Source organism: Brachyspira innocens ATCC 29796 (assembly GCF_000384655.1).
GTDB classification, from domain to species: Bacteria; Spirochaetota; Brachyspiria; order Brachyspirales; family Brachyspiraceae; genus Brachyspira; species Brachyspira innocens.
In genome coordinates this window covers 1-20,429 of sequence record NZ_ARQI01000117.1, presented here as the reverse complement: position 1 = coordinate 20,429, position 20,429 = coordinate 1, and the positions used below count along the sequence as shown (strand labels likewise).

Below are 20,429 nucleotides of genomic sequence, written 5' to 3'. Positions count from 1 at the left end.
CTTTATATTTACTTATTAGTTAATAGCATCTCGCTTAAATAGTCAAGAAGTTTATTAAAATTATTTATAGTCTGTTCATCTAATTCTCTTTTAAAAATATTATTTTTGAATAATGAAGAAAGGCTTCCGCTTTTATTTTGTATCATTTCTCTGTATCTTCCTTTGTCATTATCACTGAATAGACTTTCTATTTCTTTGAAAGATTGATCCGCTTCTTTTAATTGAAATACTGTTAATCTCTCTTTCATTAAAGTATTTGATTCTGAAGCTTTTTTGAATAAATTTGCCCTCTCATCGCTATCTGTCAATATAATAGCCTCCCTAAACTGTACCAACTGTTTTAATTTATTGTTCATCTCCTTATCATCTTTTCCAAGTCCATGAATAGGAAGAAATACTAAATTAATTTTTTTATTTTCTTTTGCTTCTTTTAATTTCTTGAAAGCTGTAAGATAATTATAATCCATAAGCCCTTCAACAAATATTACTTTATTATTAGGATTGGTTATTATATCTCTATGAAGCACTCCGAAACCGTCTACTATTTCATTTAATGTATCAACTTCATCTTCACCTATAGCAGAAAAATCATTCTGTATTTCAACGCCTATTTTATCTTTTTTGAATCTTACAATTCTAAGCTCATCTAAATAATCAACATCTATAAATGAAGGATTATGAGTAGTAATTATAAATGTTATACCATGATTTCTTGCAAACTTTTTTATAAAATTTCTTAAATCTCTTCTACCCGGTATTGATAAATGTATTTCTGGCTCATCCATCAAAACTATATCACCTGGATTTAATTCATTAGAGTATAAGAAATTAAAGAAGAAATTAAAAAACCATTTGAAGCCTACAGACTGCTGCTCTAATAAAATGATATTTCCGTTTTTTTCCATAGATAAATATATTTGATCTTTTTCTAAAGTGATATAGAAATTATATTCCTGAGTATTCAAATCCTGAAAGTATAATTCATTAAATTTTTTGCTTACTATATCTTTAAGATTCTGATTTATTGTGTTTTGATATTGATTTTTATGTCCGGGCGCTTTTTTTGCTTTTTCATAGGCTGTTTCTACAGTGCTGATATTTTTTCCTATAGCTTTGAATAATGCATTAAAGAATTTAGAATTTTTAATGTTTTCAGGAGTAGTAACTAAATCGCTGTCTTTAACCTCTTCTTCTTTATAATAAATAATATTAGGTATAAAGTTAATATCATACTTTTCTTTAATAATATCTTTAGGTACTTCTATAGTTTCTTCTGCTTCTATAACTGTATCTTTGGATGCTATTTTTCTTAAATCATAAAATTCTTTTTCTTCTATTTTTGGAGAATAGTAGTTATTATATTCTGAAACGAAATTTGAATATAGTTTTTTTAACTCTTCATATATAGCTACAAGTTCATCTAATGATTTATTATGTATTACCATATTATAATATTTATTGCTAATATTCTTGATACTACTTTCATAAGAATAATTTCTTTGAGAAAAAGTATTTCTTTGTGATTCATATAAATTAAATTTATTCTTAAATTCTGCTTTTACTGCTTCTATATCAAATTCTTTGCCTTTTACAGTTTTTTGGGTTTTAATAGTCTTATACTCTTTTTGTAAATTAGAATTATAATTAACATTTAAATTTTCATCTAAAAAATATTCTATCTCTTGGCTTTCATTTTCATCAGCATAAATAAGTTTTATTTTAGGTTTTGCATCTTCATAGTCCATAAAGTCGGGTATATCTTTTTTTAAATTTATACTTTTAATATTTTCTGTAGGTCTTATTACATTAACAGCATCTAATATATTTGATTTACCGACATTGTTTTCGCCTATAAGTATTATAAGCTCGCCCATTTCATCTTTATTCAAAGTGTTATTTAAATAAAGTGTTTGGTATTCTTCCAAGTCTTTTGTAACTCCTATATTTCTAAAGTTTTGAATTTTTAAAAATCTTCTATTCATTTATCGCTCCTTTTTTTATTTATTTTTATTTTAAATCCTTGAGTTTTATACAGTTCTTCTAAAGGCTTTATAAACTCGTATTCTTCTTCTGTGATTTTTTTATCAGCTATATTTCTGCATTTTATCAAATAATCTAAAATAGGGTCAAAGAAATTATCTTCTGAAATAAGATATATAAAATCTTCTTTTGTTTTATTTTGATGCTTTAATAAATTTCTTATTTGTATTTTTTTCTTTTCTGTTTCGCTGATATTTTCTTCTATTTTTGATATATTCTCTAATATAAACTTTATAACATTAGTCTTGCCTATATTTTTATTATTATCAATATATTCAAAAACAGTTAAAACTTTTGATTCTATTTCATTACGATGTCCAGTTTCGTACATTTCTATATATTTATAAATTGTAGGTCTTGACATTTCCATATATTTGGCTAAGTCCATTATTCTAATATCAAGATCTTTTATTTTTTCTCTTAATAGTTTGTTTTCCATTTGTTTATTCGCTTTATTTTTTATATATTTTTATTATAGTCTGTTTACAGAAACTGTCAATATTGTATTTACAAAAAATGTAAAATTTTTGATTACAAAAAGTGTAAATATTATTTTTATTGATTATTATTAATTTATTAGCTTTATAATATAGGCTGCCTAATTATAATTTATTCTAAAATAACAAACAAACATTTTAAAATTATCATACATATAATACAAAATTGTAAAAAAATCTTAAATTTCTCAAAAAAACGAACTATATATACGCATTTTTTATAAAAATTGCTTGTATTTTTTATTTTTTATATTATTATTAATATATAAGCAAAAAATAATAAAAACGCTTATAATATATAAAGACAATTTAAATTTATTAAAGGAGATTATGAATATGACTAACAATAAATATGATATAGTGATAATAGGTTCTGGTTTGGGAGGATTAACTTCAGGAGCCTATTTAGCAAAAAAAGGAAAAAAAGTACTTGTATTAGAAAGCCATAATATAGTGGGAGGATGTGCTACAGCATATAAAAGAAAAAATGTAAAATTTGAAGTAGGTCTTCATGAATTAGATATGGCTAAAAAAAACAGAGAGATGAAGCATGTAATATTTAGTAAATTAGGTCTTTATGACAGAGTTAATCTAGTACAGCTTCCTCAAACTTGGAGAATAAAAACAGAATCTACAGACTTGGTTATACCTGAAGGTTATGAGAATGCTATAAACACTTTAGAAAAAGAGTTTCCAGCGGAGAAAGAAGGTATAAAAAAATACTTTGCTGGACTTTCAAGAATGATGTATATGATAAGAAGAGTACCTTATGACTTGAAGTTTTGGGATTATTTCTTCTTTCCAGTAACAACACTTCCTATGATTTTATATCAGTTGTTTAAGCAGAAAAATACTGGAGATGTTTTGGATTCTATAATAAAAAGTGATAAGTTAAAAAGAATATTGAATATAAATATTACTTACTATCACCAAAACCCATATGAGTTTACTTGGTATTATCATGCCTGTGCTCAGGGTGCTTATTATAACTCTGCTTACTTTGTTAAAGGCGGAAGTCAGAACTTATCAAATGCTTTAGCTGATATAATCAAAGAAAACGGAGGAGAGATAAAAGTTTCTTCAGAAGTTAAGAAAATAAATGTAAAAGGAAATATTGCTGAGGGAGTAACTTATTATGATAAAAGAGCAAAACAGGAAGTTACAGTTAATGCTGATTATGTAATAGCAAATGCAGCTCCTCAAATAGTTTATGATGAATTACTGCCTAAAGGATATGAAGATAAGAGAATAAAGAAACTTAAAAACTCAGTATCGCTTTATACAGTTTACATAATATTTAAGAAAAAATTCTCAGAGCTTTATCCTAATAATGCATACTCTACTTTTATAACTACAGAAAAAACTTTAAATACAAACTTCAAAGAGGATGCTAAAGGACAAAGACATATACCAGTAGAAGACAGAAACTTTGTATTTGTAGACTATTCAGCAATAGACAGCGGACTTGTAGAGGAGGGGGATAACCGTTCATTTGCCGTGCTTACAGGACCTTCATTTTTAGATGAATGGAAAGATTTAAGCGATGAAGAATATAAAGCAAGAAAAAAAGAAATGGCAGAAAAATTAATTGACAGAGCAGAACAGCATTACCCAGGATTTAGAGATAATATAGAGTATTATGAAGTAGCTACTCCTAAAACAATTAAGAGATACATTAAAACACCAGACGGTACTCCTTACGGATTTGTACAGGATACTTACTTGAAAAAAAGCAGATGTGTAAGGGTATCGCCTACTGTTAAAAACTTACATTTTGCTAGTGCTTGGAACTTCCCCGGCGGAGGATTTACAGGTGCTTTATTAAGCGGATATTTGGCAGCACGCAATATACTATTCCCATTAAAACCTTATATAGTGCTTAGATTTTTATTATGTGCGGCTGTTGGTACTGCTATAGGTACGGCTTATCAATGGATACCCGCTTTAATTAATTTGTTTAAGTAAAAAATATGTTTGCGTAAAGTGATAGACTAAAGTATTAGTTTATCACTTATACTAAAATTACTAATTTTAAGGAGGATTTAATGAAAAATAAAATAATGACAATATTAATTTTTACATTTTTGTTTAATGTATTAGCTTTTTCTCAGAATGCTGATGATATAACAGGTTTATGGTACAGTCAGGCAGATTCTCAAAATAGAGTTTCAGTTGTTGAAATATATAAAGAAAATAATAAATATTACGCTTATTCATTTGCCTATAAAAATTCAAATGATATAGTAAACGATGTTAATAATCCAAAAAAAGAGTTAAGAAACCTCCCTTTAAGAGGACTTGTTTATTTATATGATTTGGAGTTTGTTAATGGCGAATGGAAAAATGGAAGAATATACAATCCAGATGACGGTAAAACTTATCATGCCAAAGTAACTTTATCGGATAATGGTACAGAAATAAAAATAAGAGCTAGTGCTGACGGAGCTGGAATATTTGGAAAAAATATAATATGGCAAAAATTACCAAGCGGTGATGCTGCTAAATATAAACCGTTAAATAAGAGTGAATTAAGAAAGCTAAATTAACTAACAATTGATTTATGTATAAAAAATAACTATATGGAGATTATTAATTTTTATAAAACAGCAGTTTAGGTTTTATGATCCCTTGTTGATAAATTAAATTGTCTTGGCCTGCAGATATATCTATGTATTTGCAGGCTAAAATAATAAAAAACAAAAAATAATTTTACCAAAGAATAAAAAATTGTGTTATATAAATATAAAATTTTATAAAATAATGATGTTTTTGTAAAAATTATTTTGGGAATTAAGTTAAATTATGAAGAGAAAAATTTTTATTTCATTTGTGCTTGCAGTTTTTTCAAATTTACTGCTTTTAGCTCAAAGTGCTGATGATGTTGTGGGTCTTTGGTATTCGGAGAAGGATTCTCAAGGTCTGATACCTGTTGTAGAGATTTATAAAGAAAATGGTAAATATTATGGTTACTTTTTCGATTATAAAGGCGGATATAACGGACCTGAGAAAAAAGATGTGAAAAATCCTAATAAAGAATTAAGAGAACTTCCTTTAAAAGGATTAGTTTATCTGATGGGGCTTTCTTTTGAAAAAGGAGAATGGAAAGGCGGAAAAATATATAATCCTTATGATGGAAAAACATATAATGGTAAAATGTCATTATCAGAAGATAAAAAAACTCTAACTGTAAGAGGTTCTTTAGATAAAGCAGGTGTATTGGGCAAATCCATGAAATGGACTAAAGTACCTGACTCTGAAAAATCACTTTATAAACCTTTAAATAGGTCTGATTTAAGAAAGTTTAATTAATATTTCATAAAATATATAAACTATTTTTTATAGAGGGGCTTTTTAGCCTCTTTTTTATTTTTATAAATATTCAACTTGTAATATAATTTTTTATTGTTCTTTTATAGAAGTATATGATTTTCTGTATGCAGCAATAGAAGTTTACATTTTGCAGAAGAGTTCAGATATTAAAAACAAAATAATTTTTTATTTAAAATATCTGCTTCTCTTTTAATACTTAATTCTTTGTATAATTTTTTAGTTATATATTGATATTATTTAAAATCTTTATATAGCATACTTGGCTGAACATCTGTGTTATTTTGATATTTACTGCTGGTATACTCTTCATATTCTCCGTCTATAGTGTGATAATAAAGCTGAGCTATCTCTACATTGGGATATATTATGATAGGTTTTATGCAGAATATTTCCAAAGTCCAATATCCAGCAAAACCTACATCGCCGAATCCTGCTGTAATATGAATAAATATTCCAAGTCTTCCTATAGATGAACGCCCTTCTATCATAGGGACATATTTTTTGGTTTTTGTATATTCAAGAGTGCGTCCAAGATATAATTCATTAGGTTTTAATTCATATCCGCTTTCTGGTATTATTATTTCTTTTGTTTCGCTTAATTTTTTCATATCAAGAACTTTATCTTTATATACTAAAAGTTTATCATGCAGTCTTACATTATAGCTGTTTGAATTTAATTGTTTTCTATTGAATGGATCTATTATTATATCTTTACCTATATTTTTTTCTATTTGAAGCCCAGACAAAATCATCTATATTTATCCTATATACTGTATTTTCTTTGAGAAATTATAATTATTTTCTTTATTTTTCGGTATTATTATAGTATAATTTACTGACTAAAATAAAATGAGGGAGTTATTAATGATATCTATAAATTATAAAAATGTGTTGTCTTTTTTAAGAGAACATGAATTGGAATATTTATCTGACTTTGCAAAATACGCTAATGAACTTTTAGAAAATAAAAAGGGTGCTGGTAATGATTTTTTAGGCTGGGTTGATTTACCTACAGAAGCTTTAAAAATGGTTAGTGAAATCGATAACTTAGCTAAAGAAATAAGAGAGAATGCTGAAGTATTGGTTTCAGTTGGTATAGGCGGTTCTTATTTGGGAGGTAAAGCTGTAATTGAGTCATTCTTAAATCCTTTTGCTCAGGCTAAAAAAGGAAATACTCAGGTGGTATATGCTGGTCATAATATGAACGGTGAATATTTTAAGCATTTACTTGATTATTTGGAAGGTAAAGATTTTTATATTAATGTAATATCTAAAAGTGGTACTACAACAGAACCTGCTATAGCTTTTAGAATGCTTAAAGAATATGCTGAAAAAAGATACGGAAAAGAAGGAGCTTCTAAAAGAATAATAGCTACTACAGATAAGGCTAAAGGAGCTTTAAAAACATTATCCAATGAAAATAAATACAGAACTTTTGTTATACCTGATGATGTAGGCGGAAGATATTCTGTACTTACTCCAGTAGGACTTATACCTATTGCTGTTGCTGGTATAAATATAGAAGAGTTTGTTAAAGGTTTTGATGCTATGGCTAAATTAACTAAAGAAATGGATTATAAGAAAAATCCTTCTATGTTATATGCTATGCTTAGAAATGCACTTTATACTAAAGGATACAGCACAGAAATAATGGTTAATTATATACCTAGAATGCATTATATATCAGAATGGTGGAAACAATTATACGGAGAAAGTGAAGGTAAAGATAAAAAAGGCATATTCCCTGCTTCTGTTGATTTTTCTACTGATTTGCACTCTTTGGGTCAGTTTATACAGGACGGTAAAAGAGGGTTATTTGAAACTGTTATAAGAGTTGATAAAGAAGATATTGATTTAAAAATACAAAAAGAAGCATCAGATTTAGATGGACTTAATTATTTGGACGGAAAATCTTTGCATGAAATAAATAAATCAGCATTAGAAGCTACAGTATTAGCCCATGTTGATGGAGGAGTACCAAATATAATAGTAGATATTGATAAAATTACTCCTTTCACTATCGGAGAGCTTTTATATTTCTTTGAAAAAGCATGCGGTATATCAGGTTATATGTTTGGTGTTAATCCGTTTGATCAGCCTGGTGTAGAAGAGTATAAGAAAAATATGTTTGCTATGCTTGGTAAAAAAGGCTATGAAGAGATGGGTAAAACTTTAAGAGCAAGATTAGAAAAATAATAATATTTAATTGTATTATAAAAGAAAGAGGCTTTAATATACTAAAGCCTCTTTTTTATTTGTTAAAATAATTCCTTAATAATATCAGGATATTTTACTATTTCTATTTTTTTATTTTCTGGAGTATTATCAAATTCTGTTGTATGCACTTTTATAGGATTTATCTGCCTTCGTATATATTCTATAACACTGTCTGAAACAAATACATCTTTTTTTATATTTATGACTATAAAAGGAACTTTGAATCCTCTTGTATGGAACAGTTCCACTTGTTCTAAAGATGTATGTATAACATTAGAATCATACTCTATAACAGGTATTATATGCACTTCATTTTCTTTTTCTATATCCAGTATCAAGTCCATAAAGTTATAATTTTCTTTTATAGGGCAGTAGAGAGATAATGATTCAAACACCATATAATCATAAACACTTTTATTTTCATCTATTAAATCTGTAATATCTCTTTCATCAATTTTTGTATTAATGCTATGCATAGGAGATATATTTCCGTTTGTGGCATAAGAGACAAATATTTCTGAAGCTTTTAGATTGGTAGTATTTTTTATATATTCGCAGTCGAATAATTTATTGTCTCTTACTTCCATAACAAAAGGTTTGTAATAGCATACTTTCTTATCAAACATTTTCAATGATGATACTATATGAGAGGAAAGATAAGTTTTTCCTACATGGCTTTTATCAGATATAATACAAAATATTTTCATCAAACATCCTTAAAATTAAATATATTTTAAATATCTTTAACAGAAGCTTTAATTTTATATTTAATTTTCTCTCCCGCTTTTAATGATATTTTTTTGCAGCATACTATTGTAGAGTTTTGATAATTCATTTCAAGTTTATCAACAGCATCAGATATAGTATAGTTAGGCATATATAAGAATGCAGTTTCTTCATTACTTTCTATCATTACATTTATTTTTATGTATCCTTCATCAGCCATAGCAAAAGAAGTACCTGTATACTCACCAATATCAGAAAGATTATTTGATATTCTCTCACCTCCGCCTATATAATATCTGTCTTTTTCCTGTCCTGCAAGAAGTGTTATATTATTTTCTAATGCATATATAAACTCTGTATCTTCATTAGATTTATTTTCCATAATAACATCAAGAGAGAAAGAGCCGTCATTATTTATTACATATCTTTTTATCAAATGAATATCTTTATCATTAACTTTTGAAGTTTTTTCAAAAGAAACAGTGGCATAGTCTTTATTAATGAGATTTTCTAGTATATTATAATACTCTTCATAAAATGATGCATTCTCTTCATATTTTAACAATTGGAATTCTTCTGCAGTAGGCATTTTATTTAAGAAGTGATCTACACCAAAAACTTTTTCATTTTTATCAAATACCAAATATTTAGCAATTTTTTCATCAACTTTTTTTGCTATTTCATGTATAGATACATGTTCATTGCCGTTATTATTATTGTTGGCGTTTTTCATAGCAGCTATATGATAAGCCTCTTTTCTTCTTTTTAGGCAGTCTATTAAATTGATAGGGTTTTCTTTTTTTATATCCCATTCTATTATAGATCCGCTTAAAGAATGCAAAATGAAATCGGCACTTTCTGATGAAATCATAACTTCATCTCTTCCGTCCATATCAAAATCCATATTATGACTTAGGAAATGTTTTCTTCCATATACTTTTTCTAAAGATATTGTTGTTGCTTTTATTAGATTGGCATATGTCTCATGTCTTAAATTATTTAAATAAAGTCCTCCAAATGTACCATGCCAGTAAGGGCAGTTGCATTGTCCTTTTAATAAGTAGTTTAAAGCGATTTCTTTTTCTTTATAGTTGGATTCTGTAATTTCGCCTATAAGATTGGAAGTGAATATCATTCTTTTATTCATTCTGTTGCTTTCAGAATATTTATAAAAATAATTTCTCCAAAATCCGCCTCTCATAAATCTGGTTATTATTTCATTATTCTCATCTTTTTTAAGCTCTTCTTGTTTTTTATGGAATTCATACTGAGTTTCGGCAGGAAGCACCCAAGTAAGCATTTCTTCATAAGAACCTGTAGGTATATATATTTTTGAAACAGGTGCATGACGCTCCATATATTCGCTGTATGTTGTTGTTATGATAGTATCTTTTTCTTTTGTAAGAGCTTCAAAGAATTTTTCAAGCCATTTATCTTCATATACCCATTTTTGAGTACCAGGCCAATCACCGTATTTTTCGCCGTCATCGTGCAAAACTACAACTCTGTTTCCATCTTCTGTTGCTATTGATTTTAAATACTCAATAGATTTTTCTACATCTCTAAAAGGTATGAGATATCGAAGTTCCTGTGATATAGGAAATATATTAAGTTTATAGCTTTCATTATCAGTAATAAAATATCCGAAAATATTTTTTGTGTCTATTCCTGTAGTTAAAAACTGAGAATCATCAAGCATTATGTATTTAATACCGTTTTTAGCTAAATTTTTAACTAATGTAGGCTCCCATACTCTTTCAGCAATCCAAGCTCCTTTTGGAGTTAAATTAAATTTATCTTCTATATACTCATTTAATCTTTTTATCTGTATGTCTTTATCTTTATCAGGTATTGAAGGCATTATAGGCTCATAAAAACCCCCGCTTTGAAGTTCTATTCTATTATCATCTGCCAATTTTTTTAATGCTTCTATATGTTCTGGGTGATGTTTTTCTATCCATTCTAATAGACAGCCTGTATAGTGAAAATTAAATTTTATATCTTTATATTTTGTGAGTATATCTAAAAAAGGTTTATATGCTTTTTGGTATGTGCTTTCAAATACAAAGTCAAAATTACCTACTGGCTGATGATTATGATTGCCTAGTATTAAATTAATAGTTTTCATTATTATGCCCTGCCTGATTAAAAATTTATTACTTATAATTTCGTAATAATAGAAATTTTAATTAACATAATTCTATACTAAATAAGTCTTTTTGTAAAGGTACCATTATATTTATAGTATTACTCTAAACAGTATTGACTTTATTTTTTTATGCTTTAAAATATACGATTATCAAAAATGAGCTATTTTTAAAAAATATGTTTTTTGATAAAATTTATTATTTAGGGAATTTTTTATGTGTGGAATAGTTGGATATGTAGGAAATAATGATAATGCTATTGATGTATTAATGGAAGGACTTTCATCTTTGGAGTATAGGGGATATGATTCGGCGGGTATATCTATAGTTGATTCAAAAAATGATATTATTACTTTTAAGGCTGAAGGAAAACTTGAGAATTTGAGACATATTGTTAAGGATAATATATCCTCAAATATAGGAATAGGTCATACTAGATGGGCAACGCATGGGGCTCCTTCAGATATTAATGCCCACCCTCATTTTACAGAGAGGCTTTCTCTTGTTCATAACGGTATTATAGAAAATTATAAAGATATAAAAAAAGATTTAATAACTAAAGGATACAAATTTCTTTCTGAAACTGATACTGAAGTGGCAGCGAATTTAATAGATTCATTATATGAAGGAGATCCTTTAATAGCTATAAAAAAAGCAGTTAACATAATAGAAGGCTCTTATGCTTTTGCCATAATATTTAAAGATGATATTAATAAAGTATATGCAGTAAGAAAGTCAGTTCCTTTAATAGCGGCATTAGGCGATAATGAAAATTTTTTAGCTTCTGATATACCAGCAATATTAAAATATACTAATAAATACATATTAATAGAAGAAAATAATATTGCTGTTTTGGAGAAAAATAAAATAACTATATATGATGAAAATTTAAAAGAAACTGATTATGATATACTTGAAGCTAATTGGACTGTAGAGCAGGCAGAGAAATGCGGATATGATCATTTTATGCTTAAAGAAATTAATGAGCAGCCTAAAGCACTTCTTGATACTATAGAGCCTAGAATAGTTCAGGGTGTTCCAGATTTTGAAAGGGACGGTATTACTGATAAAAATTTTTGGAAGTTTTTTGATAGGGTTTATATAGTGGGCTGCGGTACTTCTATGCATGCTGCTATGATAGGAAAAAGACTTATAGAAGATAATTGCAGAATACCTGTAGAATGCGAAATAGCTTCTGAGTTCAGATATAAAAATCCTATACTCACAGAAAAAACTTTATCAATATTTATATCACAGTCTGGAGAAACTGCTGATACTTTGGCTGCTTTGAATTTGGTTAAAGAGAAAGGATACAAAACTTTAGCTATAGTAAATGTTAATGGGTCTTCTATCGCTAGGAATGCTGATTATGTGATATATACTTATGCAGGACCTGAAATATCAGTAGCTTCAACAAAGGCTTATTCTGTACAGATGGCCATAATGTACTTGATAACTTTTAAGATAATACTAGAGAGAAAAATAAAAGATAATGATTATATAAAACTTCTTATAAAAAATTTGCTTAATACTATAGACTCTATAAAAGATGTACTTAATATGAGCAGTGCTATAAAAGATTTATGTATAGATTATAAAGAAGCAGGCAGTATATTTTTTATAGGGAGAGATTTGGACTATTATCAGGTTATGGAAGGAGCTTTGAAGATGAAAGAGATTAGCTATATTCACTGCGAGGCATATGCTGGAGGAGAGCTTAAACATGGTGCTATATCTCTTATAACTGATAATACTCCAGTTGTGGCATTAGCTATACAGGAGAAAATATTAAGTAAAATGATAAGCAATACAAAAGAGGTAATATCTAGGGGAGCTAATGTTCTTTTATTTACCAAAGAAGGTATTGATATAGATAAAGATGCCTACAGAAAAATAGTATATCTTCCTAAAGTAGAGGATATGTTTATGCCTATAGTGTCTATAGCAGCGTTACAATTATTAGCCTATCATACTGCTGTTATAAGGGGATGCGATGTAGACAAGCCTAGAAATTTAGCTAAGAGTGTAACTGTTGAATAGTGTTTTTGTGTATTAATTTAGTATATACTGAAAATTTTTAATTTTGTCAATTTTTTGTTGTTCTTTTTCCCGCCGCAAAAAGAACCAAAAAGTGCAAGTGTAAAAAATTAGTACTAAATCATACTAAAGTTGTGTTACATGTAAGATAGCTTTAGTAAATTAAAACCCAAATGTAGCCTTTCGCTACTGCGGGCTGTGCCTGCTTCTTTGTGGCACGCCTGCCTACGGCACGCAGAGCGAGGCGGACAGCGTCAAAAAGAAGTAGGGCGCAGAGCGGTCACGCTGTGTACTTCGTAATGGCAAAGCCCCAGATATCAAAACAAAAATATAACTTTACTTTTGACAAAATATAATTGTTTAGGTATATAATAAGTTTTATCATGTATATTAAATTAAAAAAATTAATTATGAAATAATTATTTTATATAGAATTATGTATTTTGTTTTAATTAGGATTTTTTATAATCATACCTAATTGATGTATATAGATTTATAATGTATAATAATTTTGCAAATTTAGAAAAATATTTATGAGGTTTATGAAAATATGAAAAAAAATACTTGCAGAATAATTATCTCTTTTATTTTATTAATAATATCGTCTTTATTTTTATACTCAGAAGAATATGATACTAATTTCTATAAAAAACTTTTTGATGCAATGTTTGTAAATGAAGATGAATTAAAAGAAATGGCAAAAGACCCTAAAGAATATATGGAAAACTTGCTAAAAGAGGAAGAAGAAAAAGCATTAAAAGAGAAAATGGAACTTTATAAAAAATATAATGTTATAGAAATAGATAGTTTAGAAGATGAATATCAAAGTACTGCAGAAGGTTATGGGAATTTAGAAGATGTTAAGAAGTTTATACAAAAATATGATATAAACGGAGTATATGACGGCTATACTTTGCTTTATACTTATTCAGGATATAGGGGCGAAACTAATATAATAGATTTCTTAATTGAAAATAATGCTGATATTTATAAAAAATCTATTAATGGTAAAAAACCTCTTTACAGTGCTGTAGATGATTATTTTTATGATGCTGCTGAAGTTATTTTGAAACATTATAAAGACAATGATGATGTAAATGATGAGTTTTTGTTAGCTGTTAATAATGAAAATGAGCCTATGTTAAGAATTTTATTAAAAAAGAAATTTTTATTCTTTGGAAATAAATTCAAAATGAATTTAGATAAAGGGCTTGAAATAGCACTTGATAAAGGCAATAAAGATATAGCAGCTGAATTAGTTTTAAGCGGTGCTAAAACTGACAATTTTTTATATTATTTTAAATTGGTATTTGGTAAATATTTAATTTTTATAGCTATTATGATTGCTTTATTTGCTTCTTTTATTTATGTATATAAAAGAAGATATATTCCTAATATTTATGAAGAGAGTACAATGTTTATAACTTTTAAAGATAAGGTAAACAATATGTATATTTACTGTTATACTTATTATTCTTTCGGACTATTATCTACAATGCTGGGTTTTTTTGGAAATATATTTATAAATAATAATAAGCTAAAAGGATATTATAATATAAACAGTAGTTTAACGGGGAATTATATTGCTATTTATGATTTGTATGATAATAAAAAAAATGATAAGGAATATTTTAGCTGGTATGATGTTGACATAGAAGCAAATGAAAAAGCTATAATAAAATTCGATTGTTCTCTTTATGATTTTATAAAGAGTGATAAAAATGAAATTGAGTATATTGTGGAAATAGCTGACTCTAAAATTATGAATGGAGTTTTTGAAGTAAATAGAAATACTAATATTAATGTAGAATATTCTAGATTAATGTTTAAAAAGGCTTCAAAAGGTAATCGTTTTATAGGGATGCTTTCCTATTTCTTTAATCTATATCATTTCAATATAAAGAATAAAGATAAAATTAATGCATATATAAACGGAGATAATAAATCGTATTCTGATAAAAAAAATGAATTGGAGATAAATGTTGAACAGATTTTAAAGAAACATGAGAGTACGTCATTAAACGATATTAAAACTAAATATTATGATAAACTTAAAGATTTTTATAATGTTAATAATATAGTGTATTTAGATGATAAAACAATATGCGTATATAAAAGATTTGCTAAAATAGAAACTAATAATAATCTTACAGTAAATAATATATCGCTTATAATTGATTTAGATAATGAAAAATTAATAAGCCCTTATTTTAAAGATTTTGTTAATAATGCTGATGAGATATTAAAAAAATATAATAGTAATTTTTATAAGGATATAGATAATTTAATTTTTCTTATAACAGAAGCGGGTATTATATTGATGAAAGATAAAGGGTATAAAAAAATATTTATTCCTTTATATGAGATAAAATATAATATTAATAAAGATCATTATTTATCTTATTTGTTTGATTAAATTTTTACAAATAAAATATTAATAACTTATTGCTTATATTTTTTACTATCAGAAAACTAATAATAAGGAGTTATGAGTTATATGATGGCTTTAATAATTATAGCAGGAGTGATATTGGCAGCTCTTGTCTTTATTGGTATGCTGACAGATGCTAAAAATAATCCTGTTATATTTTATAAAAATGATTTTTTTATACTTAAAGATAAAATAAACAATATATATATTTATGTTTATGAATATAGAAATGTAGGAAGAATATATATAAATAATGATAATGGATTTATTATAAATAATATTGTTGTGGGATCTGAAGGAATAACAGTTCATAATTATTATGATATATCTTCAAATTTTGCAACTACTTTTGCTTATATAAAATTCAAAACAAAATTATATGATACATCAGAATCAAAAATAGAATATATTATTGAGTTTGATCCTTATACAAATGTTATAGATTCTGCTGCAGATAAACTTAAAAACACTTTTAGAGAGACTGTAAAAATAGAAGGTGTTTTTGAAATCATAAGAAATCCAGAAGCAGAAGTAATAAGTTTGCGTAATTCGGAAATATCACCATTAAGGAAAGTTGAGGAAAGATTCGTTTATAATGTATTTAATTTTAATTATTTTTTTATAAATGGAAAAGAAAAAATCAATTCATTTATTAATGGAGCTGAAGAGTTTTCAGATGAGTTTGTTAAAGAAAAAATAGAAGAAAATAGGGATATAATTGGATCGTATGTAAAAGAATATTATAAAAAAGATTGGCAGTCATTATTTGATGATAGCATCTTATCTTATATAAGCGATTATAAGAATATTTATAATGAACTTAAAGAGTTTAAAAGTTTTAATATATTATACTATGATGATAAAACAATATGTATATATAAAAGATTTTCAAAATTAGAAGATATTAAACTTGTTGAAATAAATAATCTCTTTGCTATATTTAAGTTAGACAGTCAGAAATTAATAAGCCCTTATCTTAAAGACTTTGTCAATGATACTGAAGCATTATTAAAAAAATATAATGCCCCTAGTGATTTTTATTCTAATATAGATAATTTAATTTTTGGCATAACTGATTCATTTATCATAATAATGAAGGAAAAAGGCTACGGAAAAATATTTATTGATTATAAAAATATAAAAGATTATATAAAGAAAGATCATTATTTGTATTATTTATTTGATTAATTTATAAATAAAATAAATGAAAATTTGATTTTGTTTTAATTGTTATTTTATACTATTAGTAAGTAATTGTTAAGGAATAATTATAACGGTTAAAGAAGAATTAATAAATATTATAGACAGTATGCCTGAAGAAAGTTTAACAAAAATTATCGATATAATAAAAGAACAGCAGTATCTTGATGAAGCTATAGATATGGAAACTAATGGAAAAGTTATAGTCAAGACTTTAGAAGAATTTGAAGAGCTTGAAAAATGAAAATATGATAAAAAAGATTTATATTCAGAAAGAATTAATTTAGAGTATAGATTAGTTTATCATATAGAAAATAACAACTTAATAATAACATCTTGCAAATATCATTATAATAAAGAATAATTATTATTTAGTATGATTTGATACTATATTTTATAAAAGTAAATATAGTTTAAGTAAAGAATATCAAATATTTTTATACATAAACAAATTTTTTATTGACATAATTACAAAATGTATTTATAATTCTATAGAATAGGAGGTTATATGATATGAAAGGTAGAATTTTAAATTTTTCATTATTTTTATTAATTTCAAGTTTTTTATTCATTAATATTTCATGCTCTAAGAAAACAGAAGAAAACACAAATATCCCTGAAGACCTATACGGGCAATATTTTATGTCTCCAGATGAAACATATATGAAATCGGTTTATGTAATTGTAGGTTATGATGGATTAGAAATTGATTATCCTAATGATGAATCTACAATAGAAGTTGTAAAAAAGTGTGCGGATGTTGTAATTGAAAGCGACAGAGCTGTAAAGTGTGATATAGGTAATGATGATTTATCAAAAGTATCAGATAATCATTATGAAACTATATCTACAAATGATGCTCACTTGGAGTTTAAATTTACTAATGGAGTACTTGAAATGTCTGTTTATGAAGGAACACAGAAGCTTAAATCAATTAATTTGCCTAAATTAGGAAAAAAATATTGAAAAAATATCTTAATATGAATAAAATTATAATTAGATACAATGAGGAGGTTATATGAAAAATCGTATTTTAAAATTTTTATTCGCTTTATTAGTTCCAAGTTTTTTAGTAATGAATTTGTCCGCATATCCTAAAGAATCAGGTGTAATATCTCCTAAATGGTACGGCACTTATGTTGGAGACCCTAATAATTCTGAAGAGAAAATAAGAAAAATGATTGTAACAGTAGGTTCTGAAGGTATAAGAATTATGCTAAGGGGAGAAGATTATCAAGGCGGTATGCTAAATGAAAACTTATTAAAAGTGTCAGATAATTATTATAAAACTGCAGATGAAGACGGCAATTATGCAGAATTTAAATTTACTGATACATCACTTGAACTTATTTATAATATTAGCGGAGAAGAACCCATTATAATCACTGTAATAAAACAAAAAAAATAATTTTTAAAGTTATAAGTTTTAAAAATTATGTATGTCAAAGATAAACGATTATATTATTAAGCAAGTTTATAGCTGGCAATAATAAAAAGCGAGCATAACAATTAACAAGCGAGCCGAAGCAGCTGACAACTTTAGTTGGCAGCTTATATTAATATTAAGTGAGTTTATTGCTGTAGCAATAAAATGTAAACATAATAAAATATTAGAAAGCTAAACATAAAAATTATTGGCGTCTGACATTCGTAAGAATGGCAGAGCCTATAAGCCAATAATTTTTATTAGCAATAATAGAAAGCGAGCATAACAATTAACAAGCGAGCCGAAGCAGTTGGCAGCTTATATTAATATTAAGTGATTTTATTGCTAGCAGCAATAAAATTTAAACATAATAAAATATTAGAAAGCTAAATATAAAAATTGTGAGCATCTAGCAAATTTATTTGCTAGATACAATTAGCGAACAATTTTTATTAGTAATAATAGAAAGCGAGCATAACAATTAACAAGCGAGCCGAAGCCTTTGACTTAATTTATTAAGTCAAACCTTTAGGCAAAGGCGAGCATAACAATAATAGGAGTTATTTATGGATATTGAACTTATCGTAGGTATTGTAGTTTTTATTGTATCTCTGGGTCCTCTGGTATTATATCTTAATATTGGTAAAATTCTACCGTCGCTAAAGAAATGGTATTCTAAAAATAAAATATGGTTAAATGAAAAAGAATTATTTATGCTGAAAGATAAAATAAATAATATATATATTAATTGCTATAAAATTAAATATGATGAACATTATTATTCATACGGGGCATCCTGCCGTAAGTTGAGAGATGTATCTCCTTCATTAGATTTCGATTTGTGGGCACATGAATATTTTGACTCTTTTTCAGGGCAAATATTTATAAATAACAGCGATGAATTAATTATTCGTGAAACTAGTCCGTTATACATAGATCAAATAATAGTTTATCATGATTATGATGTTAAATATTTTAAAGAAATATATTTCAAACAAAATCATTCAGCTATACGAAAGAGAGATAAATTTGAGTCAAAAGAAGGGATAAGAGATAAATTGACAAGAATAACATTCAGAAAAGAATTAGATTATGAAAAAGCATCAAAAATTGAATATACTATGGATATTGAAAATAAAAGAATAGAAGGAGTTTTTGAAGTTATTAGAAAGCCTGAAATAGAAATAAAACAATTTTTTCTTCCAATTGAACAGATAGATTCCTATGATACAGCTTGGTCTGATATGAATAACATGATGACTAATTATTTGTTTAATTTCAATTTTCCTTTTATTAAGGGAAAAGAAAGAATAAATAAGGCTATTAGCGGAGCTTATAATTATGATGAAAAATTCAAACAAGAAAAAGGAAAAGAGCTTGAAGAGAAATTGAACCATAAAGATGAGCTTTTAGAAGATAAATTCTGTCTTGATGATAAAACTTGTATTGCATATTATAATAAAATTAGTAATTTTAGATGCCTTGATATATTATACTATGATGATGAAGTAATATGCGTATACAAAAGAACTGTAGAAGTAGAAGCACCTAAAGAAATTATATTAAAAAATCATTCTCTTATATTTGAATTAGAAAGCGAAAGAAGTATAAGTTCTTATTTAAGAGATTTAGTTGCTGATAGTAAGGAATTATTATCTAATTATGAACTTACTGATAATTTTTATAATAATATAGATAATGTAATATTTCTTTTAACAGATACAGGAATTATAGTAATGCCTGAATACCCAAATATGGAGCTTAATAATAGAGATATGAATTTAGAAAATACGGCAGAAAGAATATTTATCCCTACAGATCATTTAAAAAATTATTTGAATGAAAGTCATTACTTATTTAAATTTTTTAATAGTAGATAATTAATTTTTATATATTTTGGAGCATTTGCAAAATATAAAAGTTTATAAGAAAAATAAAAGGTCAATATAGCAACAAAAAATAATATATTTGTTCCAAAACTAATTTTATTTATGATAGTGGGGACTAGCCCCCACACCCCCACTTCTTTTGGTGACCCAAAGAAGCAAAAGGACTGCATATTTATATACTAAAATAATAAGTTATACAACATGTAAAACTTTATTTTCATAATTTATAAATTATCAAAATTTTATATATAATATTGTCAAGTACTTTTGAAACAACTCTAATATATATTATATTAAGCGAGTTTATTGCTGGCAACAATAAAATACAAACATAATAAAATATTAGAAAGCTAAATATAAAAATTATTGGCAGAGCCTATAAGCCAATAATTTTTATTAGCAATAATAAAAGGCGAGCATAACAACTAACAAGTGAGCCGAAGCAGCTGACAACTTTAGTTGGCAGCTTATACTAAGCTGAGGCGAACA

16 protein-coding genes and 1 pseudogene are annotated in these 20,429 nt (G+C 26.4%); 12 read left to right on the top strand and 5 right to left on the bottom strand.

Translation table 11 applies throughout. The features are described from left to right. Window positions 1-8 precede the first annotated feature (8 nt). Together F811_RS0109450 and F811_RS0109445 are read right to left on the bottom strand one after the other, a co-directional pair. Entirely contained in the window at window positions 9-1,982 is a 1,974-nt protein-coding gene (locus F811_RS0109450) for an AAA family ATPase (RefSeq protein WP_020005002.1), read from the bottom strand. Further along, window positions 1,979-2,479, bottom strand: coding sequence for a hypothetical protein (locus tag F811_RS0109445; protein ID WP_020005001.1), 501 nt, complete (start codon window positions 2,477-2,479; stop codon window positions 1,979-1,981). The genes F811_RS0109450 and F811_RS0109445 overlap by 4 nt, the downstream gene beginning before the upstream one ends. A 394-nt stretch (window positions 2,480-2,873) precedes the next feature. Between F811_RS0109445 and F811_RS0109440 the strand changes: the two genes are divergently transcribed. From F811_RS0109440 to F811_RS0109430, 3 genes are all read left to right on the top strand, one after another. Further along, on the top strand, window positions 2,874-4,502 hold the full coding sequence (locus tag F811_RS0109440) for a phytoene desaturase family protein (protein ID WP_020005000.1): 1,629 nt from the start codon (window positions 2,874-2,876) through the stop codon (window positions 4,500-4,502). Window positions 4,503-4,582: 80 nt separating this feature from the next. After that, window positions 4,583-5,083, top strand: coding sequence for a DUF2147 domain-containing protein (locus F811_RS0109435; RefSeq protein ID WP_020004999.1), 501 nt, complete (start codon window positions 4,583-4,585; stop codon window positions 5,081-5,083). Between the two features lie 256 nt (window positions 5,084-5,339). Then, entirely contained in the window at window positions 5,340-5,846 is a 507-nt protein-coding gene (locus F811_RS0109430) for a DUF2147 domain-containing protein (protein ID WP_020004998.1), read from the top strand. 254 nt (window positions 5,847-6,100) lie between these two features. Here the strand turns inward: F811_RS0109430 and dcd are convergent, their stop codons facing one another. Continuing rightward, window positions 6,101-6,619, bottom strand: coding sequence for a dCTP deaminase (gene dcd, locus F811_RS0109425; protein WP_020004997.1), 519 nt, complete (start codon window positions 6,617-6,619; stop codon window positions 6,101-6,103). A gap of 112 nt (window positions 6,620-6,731) precedes the next feature. Between dcd and F811_RS0109420 the strand changes: the two genes are divergently transcribed. Then, window positions 6,732-8,063, top strand: a complete 1,332-nt coding sequence (locus tag F811_RS0109420) for a glucose-6-phosphate isomerase (RefSeq protein WP_020004996.1) — start codon at window positions 6,732-6,734, stop codon at window positions 8,061-8,063. 62 nt (window positions 8,064-8,125) lie between these two features. Here F811_RS0109420 and bioD read toward each other — a convergent pair whose 3' ends face one another. Both bioD and F811_RS0109410 read right to left on the bottom strand, forming a co-directional pair. Then, on the bottom strand, window positions 8,126-8,791 hold the full coding sequence (gene bioD, locus F811_RS0109415; protein WP_020004995.1) for an ATP-dependent dethiobiotin synthetase BioD: 666 nt from the start codon (window positions 8,789-8,791) through the stop codon (window positions 8,126-8,128). A gap of 26 nt (window positions 8,792-8,817) precedes the next feature. Continuing rightward, the gene (locus tag F811_RS0109410; protein ID WP_020004994.1) at window positions 8,818-10,938 is read right to left on the bottom strand and encodes an alpha-amylase/4-alpha-glucanotransferase domain-containing protein; all 2,121 of its coding nucleotides are present in this window, start codon (window positions 10,936-10,938) and stop codon (window positions 8,818-8,820) included. Between the two features lie 235 nt (window positions 10,939-11,173). On the opposite strand from F811_RS0109410, the gene glmS reads away from it, so the two are divergent. From glmS to F811_RS0109375, 8 genes and pseudogenes are all read left to right on the top strand, one after another. Beyond that, entirely contained in the window at window positions 11,174-12,997 is a 1,824-nt protein-coding gene (gene glmS, locus F811_RS0109405) for a glutamine--fructose-6-phosphate transaminase (isomerizing) (protein WP_020004993.1), read from the top strand. Between the two features lie 547 nt (window positions 12,998-13,544). Then, the gene (locus F811_RS0109400; RefSeq protein WP_020004992.1) at window positions 13,545-15,410 is read left to right on the top strand and encodes an ankyrin repeat domain-containing protein; all 1,866 of its coding nucleotides are present in this window, start codon (window positions 13,545-13,547) and stop codon (window positions 15,408-15,410) included. Window positions 15,411-15,491: 81 nt separating this feature from the next. After that, a complete protein-coding gene (locus F811_RS0109395; RefSeq protein ID WP_020004991.1) occupies window positions 15,492-16,613 on the top strand; it encodes a hypothetical protein in 1,122 nt (373 codons plus the stop codon). A 121-nt stretch (window positions 16,614-16,734) separates the two neighbouring features. Further along, window positions 16,735-16,869, top strand: coding sequence for a hypothetical protein (locus tag F811_RS17125; RefSeq protein ID WP_020004990.1), 135 nt, complete (start codon window positions 16,735-16,737; stop codon window positions 16,867-16,869). Window positions 16,870-16,881: 12 nt separating this feature from the next. Then, window positions 16,882-16,989: pseudogene (locus F811_RS16990) on the top strand (type II toxin-antitoxin system YoeB family toxin); the annotation flags it as partial. A 149-nt stretch (window positions 16,990-17,138) separates the two neighbouring features. Next, window positions 17,139-17,591 (top strand): hypothetical protein, encoded by a 453-nt coding sequence (locus tag F811_RS0109385; protein ID WP_020004989.1) that lies wholly within the window; start codon window positions 17,139-17,141, stop codon window positions 17,589-17,591. A 52-nt stretch (window positions 17,592-17,643) separates the two neighbouring features. Next, on the top strand, window positions 17,644-18,033 hold the full coding sequence (locus F811_RS0109380) for a hypothetical protein (RefSeq protein WP_020004988.1): 390 nt from the start codon (window positions 17,644-17,646) through the stop codon (window positions 18,031-18,033). Between the two features lie 584 nt (window positions 18,034-18,617). Further along, window positions 18,618-19,931 carry a hypothetical protein gene (locus F811_RS0109375; protein ID WP_020004987.1) on the top strand — a complete coding sequence of 438 codons (1,314 nt, stop codon included), beginning with the start codon at window positions 18,618-18,620 and terminating at the stop codon, window positions 19,929-19,931. The last annotated feature ends 498 nt before the right edge of the window (window positions 19,932-20,429 follow it).

Coding starts and splice junctions, on each gene's coding strand:
- bioD (WP_020004995.1), bottom strand. CDS start 8,791: ATGAAAATATTTTGTATTATATCTGATAAAAGCCATGTAGGAAAAACT.
- F811_RS0109400 (WP_020004992.1), top strand. CDS start 13,545: ATGAAAAAAAATACTTGCAGAATAATTATCTCTTTTATTTTATTAATA.
- F811_RS0109445 (WP_020005001.1), bottom strand. CDS start 2,479: ATGGAAAACAAACTATTAAGAGAAAAAATAAAAGATCTTGATATTAGA.
- F811_RS0109420 (WP_020004996.1), top strand. CDS start 6,732: ATGATATCTATAAATTATAAAAATGTGTTGTCTTTTTTAAGAGAACAT.
- dcd (WP_020004997.1), bottom strand. CDS start 6,619: ATGATTTTGTCTGGGCTTCAAATAGAAAAAAATATAGGTAAAGATATA.
- F811_RS0109385 (WP_020004989.1), top strand. CDS start 17,139: ATGAAAGGTAGAATTTTAAATTTTTCATTATTTTTATTAATTTCAAGT.
- F811_RS0109395 (WP_020004991.1), top strand. CDS start 15,492: ATGATGGCTTTAATAATTATAGCAGGAGTGATATTGGCAGCTCTTGTC.
- F811_RS0109450 (WP_020005002.1), bottom strand. CDS start 1,982: ATGAATAGAAGATTTTTAAAAATTCAAAACTTTAGAAATATAGGAGTT.
- F811_RS17125 (WP_020004990.1), top strand. CDS start 16,735: ATGCCTGAAGAAAGTTTAACAAAAATTATCGATATAATAAAAGAACAG.
- glmS (WP_020004993.1), top strand. CDS start 11,174: ATGTGTGGAATAGTTGGATATGTAGGAAATAATGATAATGCTATTGAT.
- F811_RS0109430 (WP_020004998.1), top strand. CDS start 5,340: ATGAAGAGAAAAATTTTTATTTCATTTGTGCTTGCAGTTTTTTCAAAT.
- F811_RS0109410 (WP_020004994.1), bottom strand. CDS start 10,938: ATGAAAACTATTAATTTAATACTAGGCAATCATAATCATCAGCCAGTA.
- F811_RS0109380 (WP_020004988.1), top strand. CDS start 17,644: ATGAAAAATCGTATTTTAAAATTTTTATTCGCTTTATTAGTTCCAAGT.
- F811_RS0109435 (WP_020004999.1), top strand. CDS start 4,583: ATGAAAAATAAAATAATGACAATATTAATTTTTACATTTTTGTTTAAT.
- F811_RS0109375 (WP_020004987.1), top strand. CDS start 18,618: ATGGATATTGAACTTATCGTAGGTATTGTAGTTTTTATTGTATCTCTG.
- F811_RS0109440 (WP_020005000.1), top strand. CDS start 2,874: ATGACTAACAATAAATATGATATAGTGATAATAGGTTCTGGTTTGGGA.